Annotated in this window: 24 protein-coding genes; 16 read left to right on the forward strand and 8 right to left on the reverse strand. The window is 54.4% G+C overall.

The genetic code is table 11. From position 1 onward, the window contains the following. Positions 1-457: 457 nt before the first annotated feature. From QC816_RS12170 to QC816_RS12185, 4 genes are all read right to left on the reverse strand, one after another. Positions 458-1,201, reverse strand: coding sequence for an SDR family NAD(P)-dependent oxidoreductase (locus QC816_RS12170; protein WP_309782526.1), 744 nt, complete (start codon positions 1,199-1,201; stop codon positions 458-460). An 88-nt stretch (positions 1,202-1,289) separates the two neighbouring features. Continuing rightward, entirely contained in the window at positions 1,290-1,580 is a 291-nt protein-coding gene (gene catC, locus QC816_RS12175) for a muconolactone Delta-isomerase (RefSeq protein WP_309782528.1), read from the reverse strand. A 42-nt stretch (positions 1,581-1,622) separates the two neighbouring features. Beyond that, on the reverse strand, positions 1,623-1,919 hold the full coding sequence (locus QC816_RS12180) for a YciI family protein (RefSeq protein ID WP_253024702.1): 297 nt from the start codon (positions 1,917-1,919) through the stop codon (positions 1,623-1,625). Positions 1,920-1,945: 26 nt separating this feature from the next. Beyond that, a complete protein-coding gene (locus QC816_RS12185) occupies positions 1,946-3,280 on the reverse strand; it encodes a short-chain fatty acid transporter (protein WP_253024700.1) in 1,335 nt (444 codons plus the stop codon). Positions 3,281-3,450: 170 nt separating this feature from the next. Between QC816_RS12185 and QC816_RS12190 the strand changes: the two genes are divergently transcribed. The 6 genes from QC816_RS12190 to QC816_RS12215 all read left to right on the forward strand — a co-directional run bounded on the left by QC816_RS12190 (position 3,451) and on the right by QC816_RS12215 (position 10,276). Next, a complete protein-coding gene (locus tag QC816_RS12190) occupies positions 3,451-4,356 on the forward strand; it encodes a 3-hydroxyacyl-CoA dehydrogenase family protein (protein ID WP_309782531.1) in 906 nt (301 codons plus the stop codon). After that, positions 4,353-5,381 carry a cyclase family protein gene (locus QC816_RS12195; protein ID WP_309782533.1) on the forward strand — a complete coding sequence of 343 codons (1,029 nt, stop codon included), beginning with the start codon at positions 4,353-4,355 and terminating at the stop codon, positions 5,379-5,381. The genes QC816_RS12190 and QC816_RS12195 overlap by 4 nt, the downstream gene beginning before the upstream one ends. Before the next feature lie 235 nt (positions 5,382-5,616). Next, complete coding sequence (locus tag QC816_RS12200) at positions 5,617-6,606, forward strand: Bug family tripartite tricarboxylate transporter substrate binding protein (protein WP_309782535.1); 990 nt, start codon at positions 5,617-5,619, stop codon at positions 6,604-6,606. Between the two features lie 96 nt (positions 6,607-6,702). Continuing rightward, on the forward strand, positions 6,703-7,203 hold the full coding sequence (locus QC816_RS12205) for a tripartite tricarboxylate transporter TctB family protein (RefSeq protein ID WP_309782536.1): 501 nt from the start codon (positions 6,703-6,705) through the stop codon (positions 7,201-7,203). A gap of 32 nt (positions 7,204-7,235) precedes the next feature. Further along, complete coding sequence (locus tag QC816_RS12210) at positions 7,236-8,744, forward strand: tripartite tricarboxylate transporter permease (RefSeq protein WP_253024691.1); 1,509 nt, start codon at positions 7,236-7,238, stop codon at positions 8,742-8,744. A gap of 416 nt (positions 8,745-9,160) precedes the next feature. Further along, positions 9,161-10,276 carry a hypothetical protein gene (locus tag QC816_RS12215; RefSeq protein WP_309782538.1) on the forward strand — a complete coding sequence of 372 codons (1,116 nt, stop codon included), beginning with the start codon at positions 9,161-9,163 and terminating at the stop codon, positions 10,274-10,276. Between the two features lie 113 nt (positions 10,277-10,389). Here QC816_RS12215 and QC816_RS12220 read toward each other — a convergent pair whose 3' ends face one another. Continuing rightward, positions 10,390-11,541 (reverse strand): acyl-CoA dehydrogenase family protein, encoded by a 1,152-nt coding sequence (locus QC816_RS12220; RefSeq protein WP_253024688.1) that lies wholly within the window; start codon positions 11,539-11,541, stop codon positions 10,390-10,392. 46 nt (positions 11,542-11,587) lie between these two features. Beyond that, positions 11,588-12,409, reverse strand: coding sequence for an IclR family transcriptional regulator (locus tag QC816_RS12225; protein ID WP_309782539.1), 822 nt, complete (start codon positions 12,407-12,409; stop codon positions 11,588-11,590). Positions 12,410-12,686: 277 nt separating this feature from the next. Here QC816_RS12225 and QC816_RS12230 point away from each other — a divergent pair, with 277 nt between their 5' ends. The 5 genes from QC816_RS12230 to QC816_RS12250 all read left to right on the forward strand — a co-directional run bounded on the left by QC816_RS12230 (position 12,687) and on the right by QC816_RS12250 (position 18,052). After that, the gene (locus tag QC816_RS12230) at positions 12,687-13,478 is read left to right on the forward strand and encodes an enoyl-CoA hydratase (RefSeq protein WP_309782541.1); all 792 of its coding nucleotides are present in this window, start codon (positions 12,687-12,689) and stop codon (positions 13,476-13,478) included. Continuing rightward, positions 13,478-15,007, forward strand: coding sequence for a 3-hydroxyacyl-CoA dehydrogenase (locus QC816_RS12235; protein ID WP_309782543.1), 1,530 nt, complete (start codon positions 13,478-13,480; stop codon positions 15,005-15,007). The genes QC816_RS12230 and QC816_RS12235 overlap by 1 nt, the downstream gene beginning before the upstream one ends. Beyond that, positions 15,007-16,272: a CaiB/BaiF CoA transferase family protein gene (locus QC816_RS12240; RefSeq protein WP_309782545.1), complete on the forward strand. Its 1,266-nt coding sequence runs from the start codon at positions 15,007-15,009 to the stop codon at positions 16,270-16,272. The genes QC816_RS12235 and QC816_RS12240 overlap by 1 nt, the downstream gene beginning before the upstream one ends. A gap of 33 nt (positions 16,273-16,305) precedes the next feature. Continuing rightward, on the forward strand, positions 16,306-17,055 hold the full coding sequence (locus tag QC816_RS12245) for an electron transfer flavoprotein subunit beta/FixA family protein (RefSeq protein WP_309782547.1): 750 nt from the start codon (positions 16,306-16,308) through the stop codon (positions 17,053-17,055). Between the two features lie 70 nt (positions 17,056-17,125). Beyond that, entirely contained in the window at positions 17,126-18,052 is a 927-nt protein-coding gene (locus QC816_RS12250; protein ID WP_309782549.1) for an electron transfer flavoprotein subunit alpha/FixB family protein, read from the forward strand. 107 nt (positions 18,053-18,159) lie between these two features. On the opposite strand, the gene QC816_RS12255 is transcribed toward QC816_RS12250, so the two are convergent. Next, complete coding sequence (locus tag QC816_RS12255; protein WP_309782551.1) at positions 18,160-18,954, reverse strand: IclR family transcriptional regulator domain-containing protein; 795 nt, start codon at positions 18,952-18,954, stop codon at positions 18,160-18,162. Between the two features lie 361 nt (positions 18,955-19,315). Between QC816_RS12255 and QC816_RS12260 the strand changes: the two genes are divergently transcribed. The 5 genes from QC816_RS12260 (at position 19,316) to hglS (ending at position 24,559) form a co-directional block, all read left to right on the forward strand. Beyond that, complete coding sequence (locus QC816_RS12260; RefSeq protein WP_309782553.1) at positions 19,316-20,149, forward strand: CoA transferase subunit A; 834 nt, start codon at positions 19,316-19,318, stop codon at positions 20,147-20,149. Further along, a complete protein-coding gene (locus QC816_RS12265) occupies positions 20,149-20,922 on the forward strand; it encodes a CoA-transferase subunit beta (RefSeq protein WP_309782555.1) in 774 nt (257 codons plus the stop codon). The genes QC816_RS12260 and QC816_RS12265 overlap by 1 nt, the downstream gene beginning before the upstream one ends. A gap of 10 nt (positions 20,923-20,932) precedes the next feature. After that, positions 20,933-22,135, forward strand: a complete 1,203-nt coding sequence (gene pcaF / locus QC816_RS12270; protein WP_309782557.1) for a 3-oxoadipyl-CoA thiolase — start codon at positions 20,933-20,935, stop codon at positions 22,133-22,135. 100 nt (positions 22,136-22,235) lie between these two features. After that, entirely contained in the window at positions 22,236-23,036 is an 801-nt protein-coding gene (locus QC816_RS12275; protein WP_309782558.1) for an alpha/beta fold hydrolase, read from the forward strand. A gap of 146 nt (positions 23,037-23,182) precedes the next feature. After that, complete coding sequence (hglS, locus tag QC816_RS12280) at positions 23,183-24,559, forward strand: 2-oxoadipate dioxygenase/decarboxylase HglS (RefSeq protein WP_309782559.1); 1,377 nt, start codon at positions 23,183-23,185, stop codon at positions 24,557-24,559. Positions 24,560-24,892: 333 nt separating this feature from the next. On the opposite strand, the gene QC816_RS12285 is transcribed toward hglS, so the two are convergent. Continuing rightward, the gene (locus QC816_RS12285; RefSeq protein ID WP_268900909.1) at positions 24,893-25,747 is read right to left on the reverse strand and encodes a sugar phosphate isomerase/epimerase family protein; all 855 of its coding nucleotides are present in this window, start codon (positions 25,745-25,747) and stop codon (positions 24,893-24,895) included. Between the last annotated feature and the right edge of the window lies 1 nt (position 25,748).

The following is a 25,748-nucleotide window of genomic DNA, read 5'->3' on the forward strand; positions in this document are numbered from 1 at the left end:
GCTCAGTGCTGAGCGTCGCATCGGCGCGCAGCTTTCCGACTTACGCAATCTGCAACTATTCAACGTGGCGTTCCAGTTCTCGTGAAATGGTGCTAGGTGCACTTCCCAACTGACGCGTGATATCACGGATAGTGTGTTGAACTTCCATCAACATGATATTGGATCTGACCTTCAGATATAACAATGATTCATGACAATACCCTACCTGATAGTTGAAGTGTTGCACTTGGTTATTGATACCATCAAATATAAAACTTCGAGAATGAATATCACTGAAGCTCACATGATTGCAACACTCTGAAGCAGATCACATTACGGTTGCGGAGGCGACCACTAATTTTCGCTAGCATAGCTCAGGGCTCAGGGCTCAGGGCTCAGGGCTCAGGGCTCAGGGCTCAGGGCTCAGGGCTCAGGGCTCAGGGTTCAGGGCTCAGGGCTCAGGGCTCAGGCGCGTCGCTTACCCTACCGTGACACCACCACAGACGAAAAGCGTCTGGCCAGTGATGAATCCACTATGTTCGTCGCAGAAGAAACTTACCGCCTGGGCGACATCCTCAGGCTGGCCCATGCGTTTTAAGGGAATATTTTCGACTATACGCCGGGCACGCTCTGAATCGGGTGGATTATTTTGCCAGAAGGCGCTGGTGGCAATAGGCCCAGGCGCAACGCAGTTCACGGTAATACCGTGTTCAGCGAGTTCCAGCGCCCATGTTCGGGCCATGGATTGCAGCGCTCCTTTAGTGGCGCTGTATATGGTGCGCGCTTCTTTCCCAAGTACCACTCGGCTGGTGTTCAGAACGATGCGACCCTTACCGTTAGCCTTAATACTAGGCAATAGCGACTGCGTACAGATCAGTGCCGAACGCACATTCAGGTGCATCAGTTTGTCGAAGTCTTCGAGTTGTGCTTCCTCAATCAGCGCTGGGGCAACAATGCCGACATTGTTGATCAGTCGCGTCACCTGAAAACGCTCGGCAATTTCCGACATGACACGGCGAGTTGCGTCGGCATCAGAAAGGTCGACTTGATGGGAATCCGCTTGCAGGGAGTGGGCTTCGGGTTCGACGATATCCACCACGACCACGCGATAACCATCTTGCTGTAAACGCAAGGCGATGGCCTGGCCGATGTTTCTTGCTCCGCCAGTCACCACGGCGCAGTGGCTTTGATTTGCTTGGCTTTGGGCGGCGTCTTGGCTCATTGGGGTTTCCTCGGTAGGCATGATGATTGAGTGAAGGAGGGCAGGCACGTCGGCCTCGCTGACAGGTCAGCGAGGCGATGAAGCTTGGTTATGAGTCGTCCTCACGTATTGAGGAGGGATGGCGGCATAGCGGCTTTACCTGGATATCCATGTAGGGAAACAGGGGTAAGCCGCTGATGATTTCTTGCAGTTCGGCGTTGTCATTGACGTCGAATATGCTGACATTGGCGTAACTGCCGGCAACTCGCCATAGATGGCGCCATTTGCCCTGGCGTTGTAGCTCCTGTGAGTAGGCTTTCTCCCTTGCCTTGATGTCAGCCACTTGCTCGGCCGGCATATCGGGCGGGAGCTTTACTACCATTTCTACATGAAACAACATCGTCTTTCTCCAATGTACTGTTGCGACAAGGTTATGCCTGACCTAAAGGGTGTTCTGCCGGTTCAGGTAGGCCTGCCGCCAACGCACGATCTTGACCTCGTCAAATAGTGCTGCCTGGTGGAATGGGTCACCCTCGATGAAGCGCTCCGCTTCTTCTCGGCTGTCCAGGTCGAGAAGGTAAATACCGCCTGACGCCGTTTCACCGTCATCGGAGAGCTTGGCCCCACAGGCCAGCAGAATATCCACGTTGGCATCCAGGTAATCTAGATGTTCTTGACGTACCTCCAGGCGCAGGGCCTGGAGGTCGGGCTTGTCGAAGGTCTCGATCAAAAATGGCATTTGCAAACCTCTGTTAGTGAACGTGGTTAAGCACCGAGGTAGCCCCAAATCAGCATGGCGCTGCCGTAGATGATGCCCAGGTAGATCAGGATCAACACCATATAGCCCATCACATCGCGCAACTTCAAACCGGAAATGGCCAGCACCGGGAGGATCCAGAACGGCTGGATCATGTTGCTCCACTGGTCACCAATCTGTACGGCGAGCGCCGTGGCTGCTTGGGAGGCACCGATTTCCGTAGCGGCTTGCACCATGACCGGACCCTGGACTGCCCATTGACCGCCGCCGGATGGTGCCAGCAGGTTGATGATGGCGCCGCTGATGAATGACCAGATAGGCAAGGTTTGGGCACTGGAGATATCAACGAATGTATTCGCAAACGAAACCACCAGGCCTGAGCTCACCAGAATCCCCATGATCCCGGCGTAGAAGGGGTATTGCACGATAATACCCGAGACGATGCGGATGCCGTCCGCCAGTGCGGCCAAGTAGTTGGCGGGTGATGCAAAAAGGAGTATCCCCAGGAACAGAAAGGCGAAGTTGACAGTATTTAGGTTCAGCGACCCCCCGTCGACTGTGTACAGCGCTATATACAGCATGCCCAGCAAGCCGATGCCGATACCTACCACCCGGCTACGATTCAAGCGCTCGGCAATGGTGACTTTCTCGTCTCCGGGTAAGGGCGCTGCAGTCGGTTTTGCGACAGTGCTTGGGTCGATTTCCACGATGTCCTTATCCAGCTTGGGGTGCAGCCAGGCATTGAAGAAAGGCAAAGTGAGCAGAATCAGAGCGCTGGTAATCAAGAGGATGGGCGAGAAAATCGTTTCGCTTAATGGGATCAGACCGATGGCATCTTGAAGAAAATGCCCCTCCGTGGCGATCAGCAATGGGACACTACCTGATAGGCCGATGCCATAAAGGGCGAAACCCGAGTACGCCGCGGCGATCACAAGCGGGTAGTGTAAGCCTTTTACGTTGAGCGCCAGTTTCTGAGCAACGATGCCGCCTATTACCAAGCCGAAACCCCAGTTCAGCCAGCTGCCAATGCCGCCCACCAAGGTGGCGACGACAATCGCCATGAACGGTGTCTTCACGCGAGCAGCGAGGCGGTTGAGAGCACCATCCACCAAAGGCGTCTTGGCAAGGATATAGCCTGCCAGAAGGATGACCGTCATCTGCATGCTGAAGGCCAGCAGGTCCCAGAAGCCGTCGCCCCAGTAACGCACCGCATCCAGTGGGCTAGTGCCTTGCATTAGCACCGCCAGGAGCATGGTGAGTACGGTTAGGAGGATAGCGATGACTAGAGGGTCGGGCATGTACCGGTTAACGAGCCGGGTGAAGAAATTTGCCAGCGCATTCATAGGAAGCAGCCTCTTATTGTAGATGTGTTTATCATGGTCTATTTTGTACGTATAGCGTACATAAGTTCGTGTCGTGAGCTTATATTTAACCTGCGAATCATTTTATTCAATGCGACATTTGTCTATGCCGCTTGAGATAAATCGCCATTCCAGGCGAAGGGAGAGAGCTGATGCAAGAAGAGGCTTTGCGAGCAGTCGTGGTGGGTGCTGGCACGATGGGCACCACACTGGCCAAGTTGATGGCGGTTAATGGCATCCAGGTCACCGTTGTGGATACCAATCAGAACGTGTTGGAAAGCAGCCGTCAGCGTTTAGAAACCCATGCGACTATGACCTGCTTCGCCACGGATTTGAAAATGGCGGAGGTCCCTGACTTCGTCATTGAGAGCGTGACCGAAAATGTCGAGGTCAAACAGAAGGTCGTGGCACAGATCGAAGCTAGCGTGAATGACACCACCATCATCATGACCAATACGTCGGGGATACCGATCGACGAAATAGGCAGCACCATGCACGTTCCACAACGATTCGTGGGAGCTCACTTCTTTAATCCCGCGGACATTGTGCCCACTGTTGAAGTCGTTCCCGGTAGCCACACTGATGCTGACACAGTGCAAAAGACTCGCGATTGGTTGACGCGGTTGGGGAAACGGCCAGCGGTGCTCAAGACTTGCGTGCCCGGTTTCGTCGCCAACCGGATCCAGCATGCGGTCATGCGTGAATGCCTCTCCTTGCTGGAGAATGGCGTGGTAGAGGCTGAGGCGCTGGATGACATCGTGCAGTACTCCATCGGTGTGCGGATGGCTTTGAACGGCCCCTTGCGTCAGCGCGATCTCAATGGCTTGGACACGCATCTGCATATTGCTCGGTATCTCTATCCAGATCTTGATGCAAGCCAGCAGCCTGCAGCGCTTCTTGAAAAGTATGTGGCCGAGGGGCGTCTGGGGGCCAAGTCAGGGCGAGGCTTTTATCGCTGGAGCGACGAGTCGCTTGCGCGTCACCAGACTCAAGAGCGGAACAATCTGCAACGCATCATTGAACTCGCTGCGCAAGACTCAAATGGAGGCGAACCATGAATCAGCAACGCTGGAAGAAACGTCCTGAGGGCAGCAATTGGGGCGATTACGGACCCAATGACCAATTGGGGCGTGTCAACTTGATCGGGACAGAGCAGGTCCTCAAAGGTGTCAAGGAAGTTCAGGAGGGAGTCACTTTCTGCTTGTCTTTGCCTCTGGATATCCCCGGTGGGAACGTATTGAACCCTCGCCGTTCACCACCGACATTGACCCCAACAGCGCTGGATGAAGACCAGTACATCAACTTTCCCCTGTCCACCCACAGTCCCAAGCTGAACGACGTCATCAGCGATGATCAAGTCCAGCTATCGTTGCAGTACTCCACTCAATGGGACTCCTTGGCCCATGTGGGTGCTCTTTTCGATGCTGATGACGACGGTACGCCTGAGCGTCGCTATTACAATGGCTACATGGCGGCGCAGGATGTGCTTGATTTGAGCGGGGAGCATTCTCAACGTCACGATTCCTATGCCAGACGCCTCGGCATCGAGACACTGGCCGCGCATGGCATGCAGGGTCGGGCGGTTTTAGTAGACCTGGTGCGAGCCTTCGGTTCGGGGAGAACGCTGGTAGGGTACCGAGAGCTTTTGGAGGCGCTGGAACATCAGGACGTAGTGGTGGAGCAAGGCGATATGCTGGTATTGCGCACAGGGTTTGCCGAAGCCTTGCTTGACATGGAGGGGACGCCCCAACCGGACGTTCTCAAAAACACGGGGGCAGTACTTGATGGCAATGATCCGGCGCTGCTGGAGTGGATTACCTCCAGTGGCATTGCGGCGATCTGTGCTGATAACTACGCGGTGGAGAACCTTGATCGTGAACTGGAACCGGACTGTTGCTCCAAACTGCCGCTGCATCACCATTGCCTATTCAAGCTAGGTTTACCCTTGGCAGAACTCTGGTACCTGAAGGACCTGGCGGCTTGGCTGCATAGTCGAGGGCGTAACCGGTTTTTGCTAACGGCGCCGCCTCTACGCCTGCCGGGAGCGATTGGCTCACCGGTTACGCCGGTGGCAACTGTATAGCGCTAATCAGTAACTAGCGGTTATGAGCAGGACGAGTAACTTTTTAGCTCAAAAAAACCTGTTCCATGAAGTAATTACGACGAATCAGTTTCAATGCATTAGTTAGTGCTCAAATACAAAATTTTCAGTATAAAACTAAAGTTGGATATCTGGCTTTTGCCCTTTCAAAGTAACCTACGATTGTAATGCGAATAAATGTACGCATAGCAAACAAAATAATGCATCAGGGGTAATTATGAATAAGCTACTTAATGTCCTAGGACTAGCCACCTTCGGCGGTGCGATTGCGTTATCGCTTTCCGTATCGAGTGCCCAGGCACAGGAATGGCCTACTGACGATGTGCGTCTTGTCGTCCCTTATGCGCCGGGTGGTACCACTGACGTACTGTCACGCAGTGTCGCTGACCTGCTACAAGAAGAACTTGATACCAATGTTGTGGTGGAAAATCGCCCGGGTGCAGGCTCTACTGTCGCGACAGGGCGTTTAGCTCGAGGCGGTCGGGACGTTGATCATACAATTCTGATGGCTTCACCAGGCCACGCTATCGGAGCAGCCATATACCCCAACCTCGCTTACGATCCGGTTGAAGATTTTGTGTTTATTCAGAACATGATCGATATCCCTAACGTGATGGTGGTGCCGGCTGATAGCCCCTATGACAACGTATCGGACTTTGTCGAAGCGGCTAAAGAGGAAAACATGACCTTTAGCCACAGTGGTGTAGGCAGCTCTATCCATATGTCAGGTGAGCTCTTCAAAACGCTGACTGAGACCAATATGACCGCAGTGCCTTTCGCGGGTAGTGGTGCAGCACTTCCTGCCTTGTTGGGTGGGGATGTTGATGTCTCTTTCGAGAATATGCCCACTGTCTATTCACACATTCAGTCCGGCGATCTAAAAGCCTTGGCGGTCACTTCCGCAGAGCGTTCAGAGTATTTGCCCGACGTGCCAACTCTTAATGAAATCGGTAAATATAACCTTGACCAGTTCATTACCACTGCCTGGTTTGGTCTGATTGCTAATGAGAGCTTTCCTGAGGAAGGCGTTACGGTCCTGCAGGAAGCTCTGCAGAAGGTGATGGCGCGCGAGCAGTTCACTGACTTTGTAGACCAGTTGGGCGCGAAGAAAGGCACGATTGCGGGTGAAGAGTTCAAAGCTTTCATTGCCGATGAAGTTGCTCGCTGGGATGAAGTGGCGGCTGAAGCCGGTATTCGTCAAGAGTAAGTCCTTTTCGAATAATGAGCATGACGAGGCGAGGGCCATGCCCCTCGCCTCAGTTGGTTTACTTATGGAGCTTTTTACGTCGAGAGGGTATCCCCGATGACGAAGTCTCACTCTAGTTCTGGCACGCTGATCAAGGATCTGTGGGATGTGATCGCAGGGGTGATATTGCTGGGATTCGCCCTGCTTCTGCTGTTCTTCTTGATCCCGGATTACATTGGTCAGCCACCTATTCTGCAAAGCCCCATGATGTCTCCGCGTTGGCTACCAACCATCGTAGGCTGGTTGCTGCTGATGTTCTCGATACTGATGATCGCCCAGGGTTTGCTAGTTGCTGATGACAGTGAGGAGAGTGGGCGTCGCTTCGAACGAGGCCCGTGGTTGCGCTTTGTTCTGATGTTGTCAGCATTGATTGTATATGCTGGCTTATTCGAAATGTTGGGCGCGATCATCAGCGGTATCCTTGCCACCTTTATGCTGTTCGTTGCTCACCCGGTGCGTACTTTGTGGGTCTATGGTCTGGCTATCGTCTTCCCCGTAGGCGTAACACTACTGTTTACCGAGGTCATGAACGTCCCGCTGCCTCTGTTGCCGTTTTAACCCGGCGGCCATCTTTCAAGATCTGGTGACTTATGGAAACCATTACAGAAGTATTGCAGTTGTTTTTGGCTGCAGAGAATTTCTTGGCCATAGCGGTAGGGGTGATAGTTGGCGTGACTGTCGGCTCCATACCGGGCCTTACAGCCACCATGGCGGTGGCTTTGGCGCTACCTTTTACTTTTTCTATGGAGCCGGTGGCGGCCATACTCTTATTGATAGGTATTTATAAAGGCGGTATGTATGGCGGCTCTATTACCGCCATTTTGATCCGAACGCCTGGCTCTCCTGCTTCGGCCTGTACGCTATTGGACGGCTATCCGATGGCGCAGCAGGGTGAAGCGAAAAAGGCACTTAAGATGGCGCTCTACTCCTCGGTGATTGCGGATTTCATCTCTAATATTGCGCTGATCTTCTTCGCTGCCTACCTGGCCAAGATTGCCCTTAACTTCGGCGCGCCAGAGTTCTTCTGGTTGATCTGCTTTTCTTTGACCATCATCATCTCGCTCGCAAGTGGCTCAATGATCAAGGGGCTGATAGCCGCTCTTCTCGGTATACTGCTTTCGCTGGTAGGGCTGGACTCAGTGTTTGGCTCGCAGCGATTGACCTTTGGCAACTATAACTTGATGGATAGCATCTCGTTTATTCCACTATTGATCGGTCTTTTTGCGATACCCGAGATTATCGAGTTTTATCGCAAAAAGGTGGTTCCGCATTTACGTGCTAAAGCGAGTGGTGCGGGCATTTCATTCAAAGAGCTAAAAGGCAGCCTCAAAAGCATCGTTCGTGGCAGTTTGATCGGGGTATTGATCGGTGCTATTCCGGGCACTGGGGCTACGGCGGCTGCTTTTATCTCCTATAGCGATGCGAAGCGTCGTTCACCCCATCCCGAGCGCTTTGGTAAGGGGGAAGTAGAAGGTGTGGCCGCTTCCGAAGCAGGTAACAACGGTGTTGCTGGTGCGACCTTGATTCCGCTCCTGTCGTTAGGCATTCCCGGTGATGTGATCACGGCCATCATCCTGGGGGCTTTTATGGTCCATGGCCTAACCCCGGGACCACTCCTGTTCCAGGAAAACCTGCCCCTGATTTATGCACTGTTCCTCGGTATCATGATGAGCTCGGTGATCCTGCTGTTCGTGGGTAATGCGGCCATCCGCTACTTCTCCTTGATTGCGGATATCCCCAAATCGATCCTTTTCCCGATCGTATTGATGTTCTGCGTTTATGGGGCTTACGCCGTTAATAACGATACCTTCGATGTATGGCTGATGTTGGCGTTTGGCGTTCTAGGGTATGTGTTTAATCGTACCGGTATCCCGACGGCCCCTTTCCTCATTGGCTTCATTTTGGGACCCATGTTTGAAGACAACCTGCGCCGGTCATTGTTGATCGGTTCCAACGACCTGTCGATTTTCGTGCGGGGCCCGATCACATGGTTCTTCATTGCGCTCACCGTGGGCTCGATTTTGCTGGCCCTTTATCGCTTTATGTCTTCACGGCAAAAAGCGAAACAGAGCTCTAATGAATCAGAAGCGGGAACATGACGCTGCGGGCCTTGCTGTAAGTGGCGACTTTCCTTAAGTCCGCGAGGCGGGCTTAAGGCTCTAGGGAATCGAGCCGACTTCTTGGCGGGGGTCGGCTCGATTTTTATCAGGGAAGTGGGGTAACCATGGATCTTGGCAGATATGAATCCGCAGCAGGCGTGTGGTCTAGCCATTTGCTCGCTGGTGTGGCCGTGCTGGCTGCAATGCATTTATTAAGCGGTGCAACGTGGGCCGAAAGCCTGGCTCAACTCCTGCTGGTTAGCTTTCTACTACTTGGCTGGCCACGTTTCAGCTTGATGGCCCGGATGCTAGCGTTGGCGTGTGTCGTAGCGTCGCTCTTTGCGCTATGGAGACTTCCTTCACCTTGGGCTGTGCTTCATGAGGCTGCAAGTGGCTTTGTATTCCTGGCGGCGTTCATGACGGCGCTTGCAGTGCTTCGCCTGCCAGCTTACCGTTCAAGACTCATCCGCCGCTGCGGTCATAGCCTGTTGTTGCAGCCACCCACCTGGCGTTATCCGATCCTCTCATTGGGCTCCACCCTTTTCGGTATCGTGCTCAACTTCGGTGTGTTGAATTTGTTCATGTCGATGATCGACAAGTCCAACACCCTCGGCTCAGCACAGGGGAGAGTATGGTTGCAAGAGGTGCGTCGTCGACGCATGCTTCTGGCAACCTTGCGTGGTTTCACCCTGGCGCCGCTGGTTTCCCCGCTAGGTATCGGTGTCGCGGTCGTCTTGGCTAATCTTGAAACGCTAACCTGGGGTGAACTCTTTCCTTACGTATTGTTGTCGGCCGTCATTCTATTTCTGTTGGGCTGGGCCTGTGATCACGTTGCAGGGCCTCCCCCGAGAGCGCGGGGAGCCTTAGTCGCACGGCCCTCACTGATGCCGCTGGCAGCTTTTAGCTTGATGCTGCTTGCGTTAGTGATGCTGGTTTTTGCGCTGGCAACGGTGCTTTCGCTGCGTTTGCCTCAGGCGGTTGTGATTGGTGTGCCGTTGGGAGCATGGATCTGGCTGGCTTGGCAGTGTCGTGGTATTAGCTATGCGGGCGTGGGGCCTGCCATGGTCATGCTAGCCCGTCGCTTGCCTGAGGTATTAGGTGGCATTGGTAATGAGGTTGTGGCGCTGGGCTCGGGGGCCTATCTCGGCTATCTCAGCGTGGCGCTGCTTGATCCTGCCCAACTGGGTGGGGTGGCCTCCCTGCTTGTTGCTCTTGGCAATTGGTTGCCAGCAGTCGTGCTCTTGTTGATCGTCATTCTTGCTCAGGTAGGCGTTAATCCGATTATCAGCGTGACCTTCTTGACCAGCATGGTGGCCCAGGTAGGGCTGGAAAGCGTGTCGTTGCCGCTGTTGGCAGCAGCGATGCTGTCGGGCTGGTCGTTGACGATGGTGTCGTCGCCGTTCACGGCAGCGATGATGATAATGTCACGTTTTACAGGGATGACGGCGGGACAGATCGGCCTGCGTTGGAATGGCGTATTTCTTGCGACATCGTTGATGATGGCCGCCGTCCTCTTTCGATTAGCAAGCTGATAGGGGGCAAGTACATCGCTGGTTCCAGGTTCTGGATGTGAGCAAGTCCTTGCCAGGGCTCAGCGGACTGACAAGGTACTTTGGCACAAGTATGGCGGGCTGTGTGGTGCTGATTACTGGGCGTTGCGGATCATGTTACGCGAAATGATCACCTGTTGAATTTGAGTCGTCCCTTCATAGAGCCGGAAAAGGCGTACATCCCGGTAAAACCGCTCAACGGCATAGTCGCTGATATAACCAGCGCCGCCGTGAATCTGAACACCGCGGTCGGCCACACGGCTACACATTTCGGTAGCGAACATCTTGGCACAAGAGGCTTCGGTACTGACGTTGTGGCCATCATCGCGCTTGCGAGCGGCATCGAGCACCATGCAGCGGGCAGCATAAATCTCGGCTTTGGAATCGGCCAGCATGCCTTGAATCAGTTGGAACTCGGCGATGGGTGTGCCAAATTGTTTGCGTTCCATGGCGAAGCGTAGAGAGTCTTCCAGGATTCGCTCAGCGGCGCCGACCGCAATGGCGGCAATGTGCAGGCGTCCCTTGTCCAGAACCTTCATGGCGGTCTTGAATCCCACGCCTTCTTGCTGGCCAATCAGTGCGCTGGCCGGTACCCGCACATTGTCGAAGATAACATCCGCGGTATGCGCGCCTTTTTGGCCCATCTTCTTATCGCGCTTCCCGATGGTAATGCCGGGGGTATCGGCTTCCACGATGAAAGCACTGATGCCCTTGGCACCCTTGATCTCGACGTTCGTGCGCGCCATGACGGTAAAAATGCCGGCATGCGGCGCATTCGTGATGTAGCGCTTGGTACCGTTGATCAGGTAGTCATCGCCATCCTTCACTGCCGTTGTGCGCAGTGAGGCCGCATCCGAACCCGAGTCAGGCTCGGTTAGACAGAAAGAACTCAGAATATCGCCGCTGGCTAGCCGGGGCAGATAGTGGGCTTTCTGCTCATCGGTGCCGTCGACCAGGATACCGATTGAGCCAATACCGTTGTTAGTGCCGATGTAAGAGCGGAAAGCAGGAGATGTCCGGCCAAGCTCGAAAGCGATATTGACCTCTTCCTCCATGGTCACCCCCAGTCCACCAAACTCTTCGGGGATGGTGAGGCCGAAGAGCCCCATATCGCGCATCTGTGAAACAATGTCCTCGGGGATGTCATCGCTTTCAGCGACTTCTTCCTCACGCGGAATCAGCTCTTCTTGAACAAAACTGCGGATGGAGTCGAGCAGGAGCTGCATGGTTTCCTGATCACGAATCATGTGTGCGCCTCTTGATATGAATTTGTATGTCGGGATGTCGTGCGGTTTATGAGATTTGGGTCTTTATATCGTTGACCAGTTGCACCAGCTGCGGCCCGATAGACTCTTCCAGCTTTTCGCGTGATATCTGGAATTCGGGGCCACCACAATTGAACGCGAGAATTCCAAGCTGGGGATGATGGAGGGGCACCGCAACGGCATTAACCTTGCGTTGCCATTCACCAATCGATAGGCAGTACCCGTGATCAGCGTAGTCTCGAAAAGCACGCTCCAATGATCTTCGGATGGCTGGCCACTCTGCAGGATTCGAGTCCCGCAGGTGATTCATCATCACATCAGACTCCTGAGTGGACATGGCAGCGAGACATGCGCGGCCCGCCGAACTCTGGTGGATGGGCAGGCGTGTACCGATCTGACGACGGATGGTAGAGCGAAGAGCACTCTGGACCACATCGAGATAAACCATGTCTAGTCGGTCGCGGGCGGACATGGCTACCGTTGCACCGACCTCGTTAGCAAGGTTTACCATCAAGGGTTGGGCAATCGCGCGAATTGGCAAGTTGGATATCATCGAATAGCCAAAGGCCATGACGCCCACATCCAACTGGTATTTCCCGCGTTGCAGAGGGCGCAGATAGCCCAGTCGAGCTAGCGTATGGGTAAGCCTGCTGACGGTAGGGCGCGGCAAGCCTGACTTTTTTGCCAGGTCGAGATTGCTTAGGGCGCTTTCGCTTGGCGTAAAGCAGCGTAATAGCTCAAGCCCTCTGGCCAGCGCCGTCACAAACTGCCGGTCCTCCTCCTGCTCGCTTGCTGTGTTCATCGGGTCCACCACGATCTGATAGTCACCCTGACTGTTTGTTGTCTTCACCGAGTTATGCTCCGCTCGTGGTTTGCTCAATGAATCGATTTTGCGATTCCTGATGGAGGTATGTCAACTATGCAGACTAAAAGTCTGCAATGCGGACATTTCTTTTAATGCCTTGTGCAAGATTTAAAAAAACATTTTTTAATATAAAAGTATGATTAATATCGTTTTTATATTGATCCTGTTTTAGCCTAATTGACAGCCGTTCGATAAGCTGTGTAAAAATAACTTCATTATCAAAACAAATGTTCGCAATGCAGACATAAATGATGAGGTTTATATGACGGACAAGCAACCGCCCGCCGAGGTCTACCTTGCTTCGCTTGATGATGGAGTGGCGGTGGTTCGAATCGATCGCCCAGATGCCAAGAATGCCCTCAACGGCGCTGTTCGGTGCCAGCTCGCCGAGATGTTTTTATCTTTAGCCCAGGATGACGAGGTCAGGGCCATCGTACTGACCGGAGGCGAGCAGGTGTTTGTAGCCGGTGCTGACGTGAACGAGTTTGCTACTGCGTCTCCGACCGAAATGCATTTACGACACAATGAACGCTTTTGGGAGCCGATCGCGCACTGCTCCAAGCCCGTCATTGCCGCGGTCAACGGATTCGCTTTAGGCGGTGGCTGTGAGCTTGCCATGCACTGCGACATCATCGTTGCTGGGGAGTCTGCTCAGTTTGGGCAGCCAGAGGTCAAACTTGGCTTGATGCCTGGCGCTGGCGGGACACAACGATTGGTTCGAGCCGTTGGCAAATTTCAGGCCATGCGCATGCTGATGACCGGCTGCATGGTGCCAGCTTCCGAAGCGTTGGGCATGGGTTTGGTGAGCGAAGTGGTGGCCGACGATCAGACATTGGAGCGCGCCAATACATTGGCTAAAGACATTGCGCGTTTGCCAGCGCTGGCACTCGAGCACATCAAGGAGACAGTGCTCATGGGTGCCGATCTGCCGCTTGAGAGTGCCCTGGTTCTTGAACGAAAAGCTTTCCAGATGCTTTTTGACACGGCGGATCAGAAGGAAGGGGCCGCTGCTTTTGTCGAGAAGCGTAAACCGAACTATCGAGGAGCACCGTAATGGCGAGTGACGTAAACCGACTGGGGATTGTCGGAACCGGCGTGATGGGAGCGGGGATCGCTCAAATTGCTGCCCAGGCTGGCCTGGATGTGGTGCTGTTTGACAAGAATGAAGGTGCGGCCCAAAAGGCGCTTGATGGCCTGAAGGCAACGTTAGACAAACTAGTGGGTAAGGGCAAGATATCTCGCCAATCGGCTGAGGTTGCGATGTCTCATCTTTCTGTCATCGAGTCCTTACCGGCCCTGGCAGATTGCGACGTGGTCATCGAGGCAATCGTTGAGGACCTGGGAATCAAGCAAGCGCTATTCGCTGATCTGGAGGCAATTGTTGCCCGAGAGTGCATTCTGGCAACTAACACCTCTTCACTCTCGGTCACATCGATTGCCGCTGGCTTGAACTGCCCTGATCGAGTGGCCGGTTTCCACTTCTTCAATCCTGTGCCGTTGATGAAGGTTATTGAGGTGATCGGGGGCATTGATACGGATGAAGCTGTCGTCGACACTTTGCTTAAGCTGGCAAGCCGACTCGGCCATACGGGCGTGCGCGCCCAGGACACCCCTGGCTTCATCGTCAACCACGCGGGACGTGCCTACAGCACAGAAGGTCTGAAAATCCTTGAGGAGCGAGTAGCGCCTACTGGGGATATCGACCGGATTCTTCGCGAAGAGGCTGGATTCCGGATGGGGCCGCTTGAACTTTTTGATTTAACGGGCCTGGATGTGTCCCATCCTGCGATGGAGGCGATCTTCACGCAGTTCTATCACGATCCGCGTTACCGTCCGTCTTATATATCCCGACAGATGTTGAAAGGTAACCGCTTGGGCCGCAAGACCGGTGTTGGGTTTTATCGCTATGAAAAAGGACAAAAAGTCGATGCCCCGACGCCACAGCCGGTGCCTGACATCACTGAGCTACCGCCAATCTGGGTGGGATGTGATGACGCCGACCTACATACGTACGTTGCATCATTGATAGCGTCGCTTGGCGGACGAGTCGAGCAGACGGATTCACCCTCGGACGAAGCGCTCTGCCTATTGCTGCCCTTTGGTGATGATGCGGTGAGTGCGAGTGCGTACTTCGGTACCGACCCAGAGCGCACGCTCTGCCTTGATGCACTGATGGGCCTTGAGCGTCATCGTACTCTCATGGTGACACCGGTCACCCGACATGAAATGCGCGACGCAGCGCATGCGTTATTGGCATCAGATGGTACCTGCGTAACGGTGATCCGTGACAGCGTGGGTTTTGTCTCTCAGCGGGTGCTTGCCGCAGTGGTGAACCTGGCCTGCGATATTGCCCAGCGTGAGATTGCGACGCCTGCCGATATCGATAATGCCGTCAGGCTCGGGCTCAACTATCCTCAGGGCCCGCTGGCGTGGGGGGATGCCCTGGGAGCGAAACGGTTGCTTGGCATACTCAATCGTATTCACGCATTGACGGGTGATCCACGCTATCGGCCAAGCCCGTGGCTGCGTCGTCGTGCCACGCTTGGCGTATCGCTGCTGCATCCCTCATCGGGTGCTCGGTGATGTCGGAGATGGATTATGTTGGTTCAAAAGAGGAGGGTGCCATGGGAGCGCTAACGGGCGTTCGTGTGCTCGACTTAAGCCGGGTGCTGGCGGGGCCTTGGGGCAGCCAAGTGCTAGCAGACCTTGGTGCGGATGTTGTCAAGGTGGAGCGTATTGGGCGTGGGGATGATACTCGTGCCTGGGGGCCTCCCTACATGAAGACTGCTGACGGTGAAAATACTCAGGAAACTTCTTACTATCAGTCTTCCAATCGCAATAAACGCTCGGTGGCTGTCGATATTGCTAGCGAGAAAGGCCAGGAAATTGTTCGTGCGCTGGCTGCCGAGAGCGACGTGCTGATAGAGAATTTCAAAGCAGGCTCCTTAAAGAAATACGGTCTGGATTACGAGTCACTTTCAAGCCTTAATCCGAGATTGGTCTATTGCTCCATTACGGGGTTTGGTCAGACGGGGCCTCGTGCGCAGGAGCCTGGCTATGATTTTATTATTCAGGGTATGGGCGGGCTGATGAGTATCACGGGTGAACGTGATGGTGTTCAGGGTGGCGGCCCGCAGAAAGTGGGCGTGGCTGTCACCGATGTGATGACGGGCCTGTATTCGGTTATTGCTATACAGGCAGCCCTGCTGGCTCGTGAAAAAACAGGGCGTGGACAGCATTGTGATATGGCCTTACTGGATGTACAGCTGGCTGCGTTGGGTAACCAGAGCCAAAACTACCTAAGTACGGGCGTATCACCTGGCCGCTACGGTAATGCGCATGCCAATATCGTGCCCTATAACTCCTTCCATGCAAGTGATAAGGATTTCATTATCGCCTGTGGCAACGATTCTCAGTTTGCCGCATTGTGCAATGCGATAGAGCTGCCCGAATTGTCTGTGGATCCCCGGTTTTCAAAGAATGAAGATCGCGTCAGAAACAGAGAGGCGATTACTCAGATTCTATCGGACCATTTCAAGCGCGACACAGCGGACGCTTGGGTGAAGAGAATAAGTAAGGTCAAAGTGCCCGTCGGGCTAATCAATAACATTGCCGATGCATTAGCGGAGCCTCAAGTGGATGCTCGTGGCATGTTAGTTAACATCCCCCATCCCATGAATCCTGACTTCGAGATGGTTGGGAGCCCAATTCATCTTTCTGATACGCCAGTAGAATATAAAAGGCCAGCACCACTGCTAGGCCAAGATACGAATGATGTGCTTGCTGAATACCTTGGCCTTTCACCAGAACAACTATCGCAGTTTAAAAATGACGGCGTCGTTGGTTAATCCACTTTTTACGTATACCACTAAGGAGCTTTCATGAAAGTACTTGTCGCGGTGAAACGCGTCATCGACTACAACGTCAAAATTCGTGTCAAAGCAGACCACTCTGACGTCGAACTTACCAACGTCAAAATGGCCATGAACCCGTTCTGCGAAATTGCCGTGGAAGAAGCCGTGCGTCTGAAAGAGAAGGGCGTTGCGACGGAAGTGGTCGCCGTGACGGTGGGCCCCAAGGCCGCCCAGGAGCAACTGCGCACCGCGCTGGCGCTGGGCGCGGATCGCGCCATTCATATCGAAACCGACGAGCGCGCTGAATCGCTGGCCGTGGCCAAGCTGCTGGCCAAGGTGGTTGATGAAGAGCAACCGGGCATGGTGATTCTCGGCAAGCAGGCCATCGACACCGACAATAACCAGACCGGCCAGATGCTTGCCGCCTTGACCAACCTGCCACAGGGTACCTTTGCGTCAGAGGTGGCCGTCGACGGTGACAAGGTTCACGTCACCCGTGAAATCGATGGCGGCCTGCAGACGGTTGCCTTGACGCTGCCGGCGATCGTCACGACCGACCTGCGCCTCAACGAGCCGCGCTACGCCAAGCTGCCGGATATCATGAAAGCCAAGAAAAAGCCCATGGACGTGAAGACCCCCGCCGATCTGGGTGTTGAGGTGGCGTCCAAGGTCAGCCTTTTGAAAGTCGAATCGCCAGCGGAGCGCAAAGGCGGTATCAAAGTGGCCTCGGTAGACGAGCTGATCGACAAACTGAAAAACGAAGCCAAGGTTCTTTAAGGTCGGTTCTTTACAACCCGTACTTTGAGACGAGTTCTTCGAGACAAGCGCTTTGAAAGGAGCTGATTTTATGAGCATTTTGGTACTTGCCGACCTGCATGAAGGCCAACTGGCGGGCGCCACGGCCCACGTCGTGGCCGCGGCTAAAGCCATTGGTGGCGATATCGACGTTCTTGTCGCCGGTGAAGGCGTTCAGGCCGCGGCCGAGGCGGCGGCCAAGCTTGACGGTGTGAGTAAAGTACGCGTTGCGGATAACGCCGTTTATGCCCACCAGCTTGCTGAGCCCATGGGCGCGCTGCTGGTCGAACTGGCCGATGGCTACACCCACGTGCTGGCCAGCGCCTCTACCACTGGCAAGAACGTACTGCCGCGTCTGGCGGCCTTGAAAGATGTCAGCCAGCTTTCCGATGTGCTTGCCGTGGATAGCGCTGATACCTTCAAGCGCCCGATTTACGCCGGCAACGCCATTGCGACTGTCAAGAGCGACGACGCGCTGAAAGTCATCACCGTGCGTACTACCGGATTTGATGCCGTGGGCGATGGTGGTAGCGCCACCATTGAAGCCATTGATACCGTGGTCGACAATGCCCAGTCCAGTTTCGTCAAGCAGGAACTGGCCGAGTCGGACCGCCCGGAGCTGGGTGGCGCCAAGGTGGTCATCTCCGGTGGTCGCGGCATGGGCAACGGTGAGAACTTCAAGCTGCTCGATGGCATTGCCGACAAGCTTGGGGCGGCGATTGGTGCCTCCCGCGCCGCGGTTGATGCCGGCTTTGTTCCCAACGACATGCAGGTCGGTCAGACCGGTAAAATCGTTGCCCCGGAGCTGTATATCGCGGTGGGGATTTCCGGCGCCATTCAGCACCTGGCGGGCATGAAAGACTCCAAGGTCATCGTCGCGATCAACAAGGACGACGAAGCGCCGATCTTCCAGGTTGCCGATTATGGCCTGGTGGGCGATCTGTTCGAGATTCTGCCAGAGCTTGAAAGCAGCATTTAGCAGGGCCTGATTACTCGATGCTAGTGTTCAAGCCTCCTTGAGCACTAGCTTTGCTTGCCACTCAGCTGCTGAGGCTGGCTAGCCGTCGGCCTGGCGAGTGAGTGCCTCTAGGTATTGACCGTTTGCCGGATAAGTTGGGCTTTATCCTGTAATAAGGGCTTATAAGTGTTTAACAGCATTTGCATATCAACGCGTGCGGCGTTGGTGCTGATATTGATAGCGCCGATAAGCTTGTCATGGATGTCGAAGACCGGAACGGCAATGGATCGCAAGCCAGAGTCTAACTCTTGATCTACTACCGAATAACCTTGTTGACGTACTTCATCGAGACACTTCTTTAGCTCCTCTTTATCATTGATGGTCTTATCGGTGTATCGCTTCAATGAAATACGTTCCAAATAGGCATTTAGCTCTGTGTCAGTTAACTGCGACAACAGTACGCGACCCATGGAAGTATGGGCTGCTGGAAGGCGCGTACCCACTGATAAAGAAATCGCCATCAGGCGATGTGGTGCCGCTGAGCGTGCCACATAAATGACATCGTCTCCATCCAACACGCCAAGTGAGGATGACTCGCCACTTTGAGCGGTAATATCTTCCAGATATTGTTGTATGACGCTGCGATAATTATTCGCCGACAGGTATGCATATCCGAGTTGAAGTACCCTGGGGGCGAGTTCAAAGTAACGCTGATTTTTACGTACATAGCCTAGTGCGTTCAGCGTTAGCAAGAATCGTCGTGCTTTCGCTCGATTCATACCTGTACGTGCAGCGACCTCGCTCAACGTCATTTTTGGATGGGAATCATCGAAGGCCAGGATGACTTCCAAACCACTCGCCAGTGCTGTTACGAAGTCACGATCATCAGGTTTAAGTGTGTCTACCGGGGGTAAGTCTTGCATTATTTTTGCTCTCATCCAGTCAATGCATGGTCATCTGGTAATTTAGCATAATGTTCGAATAGCGAACAAATGTGCTTCTGAGCTATCGACGCTCGACACCTGTGTCTCTCCTTTATACCTTGGTAGTAGCGAAGCGCGGCCCAAGTGTGCCTGTGCATGTTGGTTTTATATATAAAATATTGTTATTTATAAGGTTTTTAATTTATCTGAGGCTATGTATTGCCCCAAATTTGCTGATCTGAGCCCAACAGCCATTTGACCCGGTATGTATTCGGCAGTAAATTGTTCGTATTGAGAATCTATGTTCGTTTAACGAACAAATGCCAATAAGTTAGTAACGTTCAGCTAAGAGGCACCCAACATGGCCGAGTTTCTAAGCTTGCATGACGCGGTAGCGCGCTTCGTCGAAGACGGCGCTACCGTTGCCATGGAAGGTTTTACCCATCTGATTCCGTTTGCCGCCGGTCACGAAGTGATCCGTCAAAAAAAGCGCGATCTCACACTGATCCGCATGACCCCCGATATCATCTACGATCAACTTATCGGCGCGGGCTGCGCGAAAAAAGTGATTTTCTCCTGGGGCGGCAACCCTGGCGTGGGCTCACTGCACCGTCTGAGGGATGCGGTGGAGAAAGGGTGGCCGCGCAAGATCGAGATTCTTGAGCACAGCCACGCGGCCATGGCCTGTGCCTTTGAAGCAGGGGCAGCCGGATTACCGCTAGCGGTTTTTCGCGGCTACATCGGCAGCGAGCTGCCCAGCGTCAATGATCAAATCAAATTCATCGATTGCCCCTTTTCCGGGGAGCGCCTGGCCGCTGTGCCGTCGGTGCGTCCGGATGTGTCGATTGTTCACGCCCAGCGGGCAGATCGTCAGGGTAACGTGCTGGTGGAAGGGATTGTTGGTGTGCAGAAAGAGGCGGTTTTGGCAGCCAAGCACAGCATCGTCACTGTAGAGGAAATCGTCGATGACCTGGACACGCACCCCAACGCCTGTGTGATTCCCGGCTGGGCCATCAGCGCCGTTGCGGTCGCAGAAAAGGGGGCGCTGCCTTCTTATACGCATGGTTACTACGACCGCAGCAACCGCTTTTATAAAGAGTGGGATGCGATTGCCCGTGATCGTGACGCCTTTACCCAGTGGCTCGATGACAACGTCTTTAACGATGTTCAACATCATGTAGGGGAGAATATCTAATGAGTCTTGAATATACCTCTTCTGAAATGATGTCGGTGACTGCTGCGCGGGCACTGGAAAATGGCATGACCTGTTTTGTGGGCATCGGCTTACCTTCTGAAGCCGCCAACTTGGCGCGGCTGACTCATGCGCCTGACGTGGTGCTGATTTATGAGTCCGGTACGCTGCAAACCAAGCCCGATATTCTGCCGCTCTCCATCGGCGATGGCGAGCTGTGCGAATCGGCGTTGACCACCGTGTCAGTGCCGGAAATGTTCCGCTACTGGCTTCAGGGCGGCAAGGTTGATGTGGGCTTTTTGGGCACTGCGCAAATTGACCGCTTCGCTAATCTCAATACCACGCTGATCGGCGATTACAAGGCACCTAAAGTACGTCTGCCGGGTGGCGGCGGTGCACCGGAAATCGCCACCAACGCGGGCGAAGTGTTTATTACTCTGAAGCACTCCAAGCGGACGTTTGTAAAAGACGTCGACTTTGTCACTACGCTCGGTTTTGGCCGTGACGGTAAAGGCCGCGACAACGTGCCCAACATTGGCAAAGGTCCTACCCGGGTGATCACCGACCTCTGTGTCATGAAGCCTGATCCTGAGACTAAAGAGCTAGTGGTGGTCTCGCTGCACACTGGGGTATCCCGTGAAGACGTGATTGAGGCGACTGGCTGGGAGATTCGCTTTGCCGAGCAGCTTGAGAGCACTCCCGAGCCCAGCGAAAACGAGCTGACAATTTTACGTGAGCTGAAAGCCCGCACTGAGCGCGCCCACGCGGGCGCATAAGGAGTTTTTGATGAGCCATGTCTACCTTTGCCATCCGCGTCGCACCGCCGTGGGCCGTTTCGGCGGTACGCTTGCCAGTGTGCGTCCAGATGATTTCGCTGCGACAATTTTCAAAGCCGTTCTGGCGGAAGCGCCGGAACTTGACCCTGCCTCTATAGAAGAAGTCTTCATGGGCTGTGCCAACCAGGCCGGTGAAGATAACCGCAACGTCGCGCGCATGTCGTCGCTGCTAGCGGGTATTTGCGCCTCGGTGCCTGGTACCACCATGAATCGCCTGTGCGGCTCTGGAATGGATGCGGTGGGCACGGCCTTTCGTGCCATAAAAGCCGGTGAGATGGAGCTGGCGCTCGCTGGTGGTGTGGAGTCCATGTCCCGTGCGCCTTACGTGATGGGCAAGGCCGATAGCGCTTTCGCCCGTGGCCAAAAGATCGAAGACACCACTATCGGATGGCGCTTTATCAACCCGCTGATGAAGAAAGCCTACGGCGTCGACTCGATGCCGGAGACTGCGGAAAATGTCGCCGAGCAGTTCAACATCTCCCGGGAAGATCAGGACGCCTTTGCGCTGCGCTCCCAGCAGAAAGCCGCTGCCGCTCAACGGGCGGAGCGCTTTGCCCAGGAGATCACCGCCATTGAGATACCCCGCCGCAAGCAGGAACCGCTGATCTTTGATCAGGATGAGCATCTGCGGGAAACCACACTTGAGAAACTCGCCGGATTGCCTACTCCTTTCCGTGAAGGCGGTAGCGTCACCGCCGGCAACGCCTCGGGTGTTAACGACGGCGCGGCAGCGATGTTGGTAGCCAGCGAGGCAGCGGTCAAACAGCACGGCCTTAAACCGATGGCGAAAATCATCGGTATGGCCACGGCGGGTGTTGAGCCGCGACTCATGGGCTACGGCCCCGTGCCGGCGGTCAACCGCCTGCTAGAACGCACCGGCGTTAGCCTCGATGACATCGATATTATCGAACTCAACGAAGCCTTTGCCGCTCAAGCACTGGCCTGCATGCGCGACCTTGGCCTAAAAGACGACGACCCCCGAGTTAACCCTAACGGCGGGGCGATTGCGCTGGGCCACCCGCTGGGTATGTCCGGCGCACGACTGTTGCTTACCGCCGCCCATGAAATGCAAAACAGCGGCAAGCGCTATGCGCTGTGCACCATGTGCGTAGGTGTCGGTCAGGGTATCGCCACGCTGATAGAAAGGGCGTAAGAAGGATAAGGTAAGGGGGAAGATATAAGAGTTGAAGCTCTGATCTTCTGTATTACCGCGAGCTTCCAATGATGCGATGCCTGAGGAAGGGAGAGTTACTATGGCATTTATGGATATCAACGACCGCAGCGTCGCCTACCGGCTGCTCGGCTCGGAAACGAGCCCACTGATCGTTATGGCGCACCCGCTGGGCATGAGTCAATCAGTATGGGACGACGTGATTCCCGCGCTGCTGCCACGTTACCGGGTACTGACTTGGGATCTACCTGGTCACGGGGCAAGCGCGGCTGTAAGCGGTAAACAAATCAGCCCCTCCGACTTGGCAGCTGAAGCGTTGGCACTGGTGGAGCTCGCTGGCGCTAGGCGCTTTCACTTTGTTGGAACATCGATCGGTGGTGTGGTTGGCCAGCAGCTGATTGTCGCGCACGCCGAGTGTCTATTGTCAGCAACGCTGACCAATACCGGCGCGGTGATCGGCAACCCGGATCTCTGGAACACCCGTGCAGGTCGTGTACGGCAGGAAGGCTTGGCGGCGATGTCTGAAGAGATTGTGCCGCGCTGGTTTGCACCAAAGGCGTTTGAAGCAAGCCCGGCGCTGAAAGCGGGCTGGTGCACCCAGATGGGCCGTGGCGATGATGAGTCCTACGCCCAGCTGTGCGAAATGCTCGGCCGCGATACGTTCACTGGAAGGCTCTCAGGTAAGAACACTCTTCATAAGGATAGGGTACAGCTGTTTGGCGGAAGCGAGGATCTGGCCACGCCGCCCGCGACGCTGGAAGCCCTGTCAGCGGACCTCAATGACGCACCACTAGAAATTTTTGAAGGCGTGGGTCATGTACCCTCGGTAGAAGCCCCGGCGCTGTTCGCGCAAAAGCTACTAGCTGTGCTCGCCGTCGATTGAAGCGATTTTTGGGTAGGGCTACTCCTTAAGTAGCCATGTGAAGCGCTTTCGGATACTTGCCTGCATCATCCTTTTCAAGCGCTATTAGCACACTTGATATCTATAAATCCTTTTGACATTAACAATACGCTATAGAGAGCCTCGAAATGACCCCAATATCGTTCCTTTCAACCGACGTTATTCGCGACCGTTTCTCTAAGGCCATGTCGGACATGTATAAAGCAGAAGTGCCACAATACGGCGCGTTGCTTGAACTTGTGGAACGAGTCAACCAAGAAACGCTCAACCAACAGCCTGACCTGCACCGCCGTTTGAAAAGCCAGGATGAGCTGGCGCGTTTGAGCGTAGAGCGCCACGGGGCCATTCGAGTGGGAACAGCAAACGAGCTTTCCATGTTGCGGCGGCTGTTTGCCGTTATGGGGATGTATCCGGTGGGCTATTACGATCTTTCCGAAGCGGGAGTGCCAGTTCATTCAACAGCTTTTCGGCCCATCGACGATGAGGCGCTGGCGTGCAATCCTTTTCGTGTTTTTACCTCGCTGCTTCGTTTAGAGTTAATCGAAAGCGAGACGTTACGCCAGCGTTCAGAAGAGATACTGGCCAAGCGTGATATTTTCACTTCGCGCGTGCGGGAACTCATTGAGCGTCACGAATCCGAGGGCGGGCTAACCAACAAGGAAGCTGACCAGTTTGTTAAGGAAGCACTGGAAACGTTCCGCTGGCACCAGGACGCTACGGTCGATCTGGAGACTTATCATGCGCTGCATGACGAGCATCGGTTGATTGCAGACGTGGTTTGCTTCCGGGGGCCACATATTAATCACCTGACGCCGCGCACCTTGGATATTGATGAAGTGCAGCGCCGTATGCCGGATATGGGCATGAATCCCAAAGTGGTGATTGAAGGGCCGCCGCATCGTGAATGCCCTATTTTGTTGCGCCAAACGAGCTTTAAGGCGTTAGAGGAGTCGATTCGTTTTGCGGGTAACGCAAAAGGAACCCATACGGCACGCTTTGGTGAAATTGAGCAGCGCGGGATGGCACTCACGCCCAGAGGGCGTGAACTTTATGACCAGTTACTGAGAGAAGGCCGCAAACAAGCCGCGGAACTGGATAACGAGGCTTATCAAGCAGTAATGAATAAGGTATTTATGGCGCTTCCCGACTGTGAGGAGACAATGCGCCATGAAGGCTTGGCGTACTTTCACTACTGCCTTACAGAAGCGGGTCAGACCGCTAAGGGTAATGCTAGTAACGATCTTGAGGTTTTGATCGAACAAGGCCTTGTGGAAGCCCATCCGATTACCTATGAAGACTTTTTACCGGTGAGTGCTGCGGGTATTTTTCGGTCGAACTTAGGTGGAGAGCAGAACGAGGCCTATGAGGGTAACGCTAATCGCGGTTCCTTTGAAGAAGCGTTAGGTTCTCAGGTGACCGATGAGCTTTCGCTTTACGCTGAGCGCGAGCGGGCATCGAAAGCAAATGTCTTGTCGAGTGTGAAAGGCGATACTGTAAAAGCCTAGTCTAACCGGTGTATGGAAGCCGGGAGCCAAGATCAGGGCGGCGTGATGTGACGGCCGCATAAAAAGTCCTTGTGGTTCTGTCATTTGCCCACTCCGCCATTTAAGTGCCAAAGAAGAACACGTAAGGCGAGACATCGTTGGACGGCTATGGTTGGCATCACCCCAGGGTTGTAGCCGAGCAGCGAATCGGACTCTAAAGTTTAGCGCTACTCAATCAGGGGTGACGTCGTACCAACCAATCACAACCAATCAAGACGGGCTGGTACTTTTCTAGTAAGGCGATGCTGTTCTGAGAAGGGCTCCTTTGAGAAGGCTCAAGGCGAGAGCAAACGATCAGATTAAACCATACTGGTTCGCTTTCATTCGCAGGTAGCTAAGGCCGTCGGTGAGTACTTCCTCCCGGGAGGGAGCGACATCGCGCCAAACGGAGAGGGCACTGGCCACCTGAGGGGGTACGGTGATAAAACTCTCCATGGCCATGCCGCCCTTGAATTCAATGGCGGCAAGAGCGGTGAAAACTTCATCCCAGGCAATTGTGTCGCGGCCCGGCGTGCCACGGTCGGATGCGGACAGATGAATGTACTTGAGGTGCTCTCGGGCACGAAGAATGCCTTGGGCGATGCCTTTTTCTTCGATATTCATATGATAGGTATCGAGGTGGACAAAGATATTTTCGGCGCCGACCATTTCACATAGCATGACCGCCTGGTCGGCGGTATTGAGCAAGTGGTTTTCATAGCGGTTCACCGCTTCAAGCCCGTATAGCATTCCTTTTGACTGGGCGTAGGCGGCGGCTTTTTCGACCACTCGCGCCGTCGCGTCGTATTCTTGCTGCGTGGGGCGGGAGCCGGTGCGCTGACCAATGCCGCCGTAAATGACCCCGCTCATCGCTTGGGCGCCTATCTCGGCGGATTTATCAATGGCCATGGTTAGAAAGTCGAGTGCACCTTCTGGGTTGTTGGTAGGCAGCTTGTCCAGGGGGAGCCCTAGCGAGCAGACACAATCTACCTCAGCTTTTTCCAGCAGGTTGCGGGTATGGGCGGTATCGACCCCCATGGGATCCAGCATCGTTATCTCAAGAAAGTCGATGTCGTGCTTGACCGCTTCGGAAATGGCCAGCTCGGCGGCTGCCCGGTCCCACTCCATTGCCCACATGGCGGTATGTACGCCAAAGCCACTAACACTCATG

Source organism: Vreelandella janggokensis (assembly GCF_031451615.1).
In the GTDB taxonomy this organism is placed as follows: domain Bacteria; phylum Pseudomonadota; class Gammaproteobacteria; order Pseudomonadales; family Halomonadaceae; genus Vreelandella; species Vreelandella janggokensis.

Excerpts from the sequence above, each read along its gene's own strand:
- QC816_RS12170 (WP_309782526.1), bottom strand. The coding sequence starts at position 1,201 with ATGAGCCAAGACGCCGCCCAAAGCCAAGCAAATCAAAGCCACTGCGCC.
- catC (WP_309782528.1), bottom strand. The coding sequence starts at position 1,580 with ATGTTGTTTCATGTAGAAATGGTAGTAAAGCTCCCGCCCGATATGCCG.
- QC816_RS12180 (WP_253024702.1), bottom strand. The coding sequence starts at position 1,919 with ATGCCATTTTTGATCGAGACCTTCGACAAGCCCGACCTCCAGGCCCTG.
- QC816_RS12185 (WP_253024700.1), bottom strand. The coding sequence starts at position 3,280 with ATGAATGCGCTGGCAAATTTCTTCACCCGGCTCGTTAACCGGTACATG.
- QC816_RS12190 (WP_309782531.1), top strand. The coding sequence starts at position 3,451 with ATGCAAGAAGAGGCTTTGCGAGCAGTCGTGGTGGGTGCTGGCACGATG.
- QC816_RS12195 (WP_309782533.1), top strand. The coding sequence starts at position 4,353 with ATGAATCAGCAACGCTGGAAGAAACGTCCTGAGGGCAGCAATTGGGGC.
- QC816_RS12200 (WP_309782535.1), top strand. The coding sequence starts at position 5,617 with ATGAATAAGCTACTTAATGTCCTAGGACTAGCCACCTTCGGCGGTGCG.
- QC816_RS12205 (WP_309782536.1), top strand. The coding sequence starts at position 6,703 with ATGACGAAGTCTCACTCTAGTTCTGGCACGCTGATCAAGGATCTGTGG.
- QC816_RS12210 (WP_253024691.1), top strand. The coding sequence starts at position 7,236 with ATGGAAACCATTACAGAAGTATTGCAGTTGTTTTTGGCTGCAGAGAAT.
- QC816_RS12215 (WP_309782538.1), top strand. The coding sequence starts at position 9,161 with ATGACGGCGCTTGCAGTGCTTCGCCTGCCAGCTTACCGTTCAAGACTC.
- QC816_RS12220 (WP_253024688.1), bottom strand. The coding sequence starts at position 11,541 with ATGATTCGTGATCAGGAAACCATGCAGCTCCTGCTCGACTCCATCCGC.
- QC816_RS12230 (WP_309782541.1), top strand. The coding sequence starts at position 12,687 with ATGACGGACAAGCAACCGCCCGCCGAGGTCTACCTTGCTTCGCTTGAT.
- QC816_RS12235 (WP_309782543.1), top strand. The coding sequence starts at position 13,478 with ATGGCGAGTGACGTAAACCGACTGGGGATTGTCGGAACCGGCGTGATG.
- QC816_RS12240 (WP_309782545.1), top strand. The coding sequence starts at position 15,007 with ATGTCGGAGATGGATTATGTTGGTTCAAAAGAGGAGGGTGCCATGGGA.
- QC816_RS12245 (WP_309782547.1), top strand. The coding sequence starts at position 16,306 with ATGAAAGTACTTGTCGCGGTGAAACGCGTCATCGACTACAACGTCAAA.
- QC816_RS12250 (WP_309782549.1), top strand. The coding sequence starts at position 17,126 with ATGAGCATTTTGGTACTTGCCGACCTGCATGAAGGCCAACTGGCGGGC.
- QC816_RS12255 (WP_309782551.1), bottom strand. The coding sequence starts at position 18,954 with ATGCAAGACTTACCCCCGGTAGACACACTTAAACCTGATGATCGTGAC.
- QC816_RS12260 (WP_309782553.1), top strand. The coding sequence starts at position 19,316 with ATGGCCGAGTTTCTAAGCTTGCATGACGCGGTAGCGCGCTTCGTCGAA.
- QC816_RS12265 (WP_309782555.1), top strand. The coding sequence starts at position 20,149 with ATGAGTCTTGAATATACCTCTTCTGAAATGATGTCGGTGACTGCTGCG.
- pcaF (WP_309782557.1), top strand. The coding sequence starts at position 20,933 with ATGAGCCATGTCTACCTTTGCCATCCGCGTCGCACCGCCGTGGGCCGT.
- QC816_RS12275 (WP_309782558.1), top strand. The coding sequence starts at position 22,236 with ATGGCATTTATGGATATCAACGACCGCAGCGTCGCCTACCGGCTGCTC.
- hglS (WP_309782559.1), top strand. The coding sequence starts at position 23,183 with ATGACCCCAATATCGTTCCTTTCAACCGACGTTATTCGCGACCGTTTC.
- QC816_RS12285 (WP_268900909.1), bottom strand. The coding sequence starts at position 25,747 with ATGAGTGTTAGTGGCTTTGGCGTACATACCGCCATGTGGGCAATGGAG.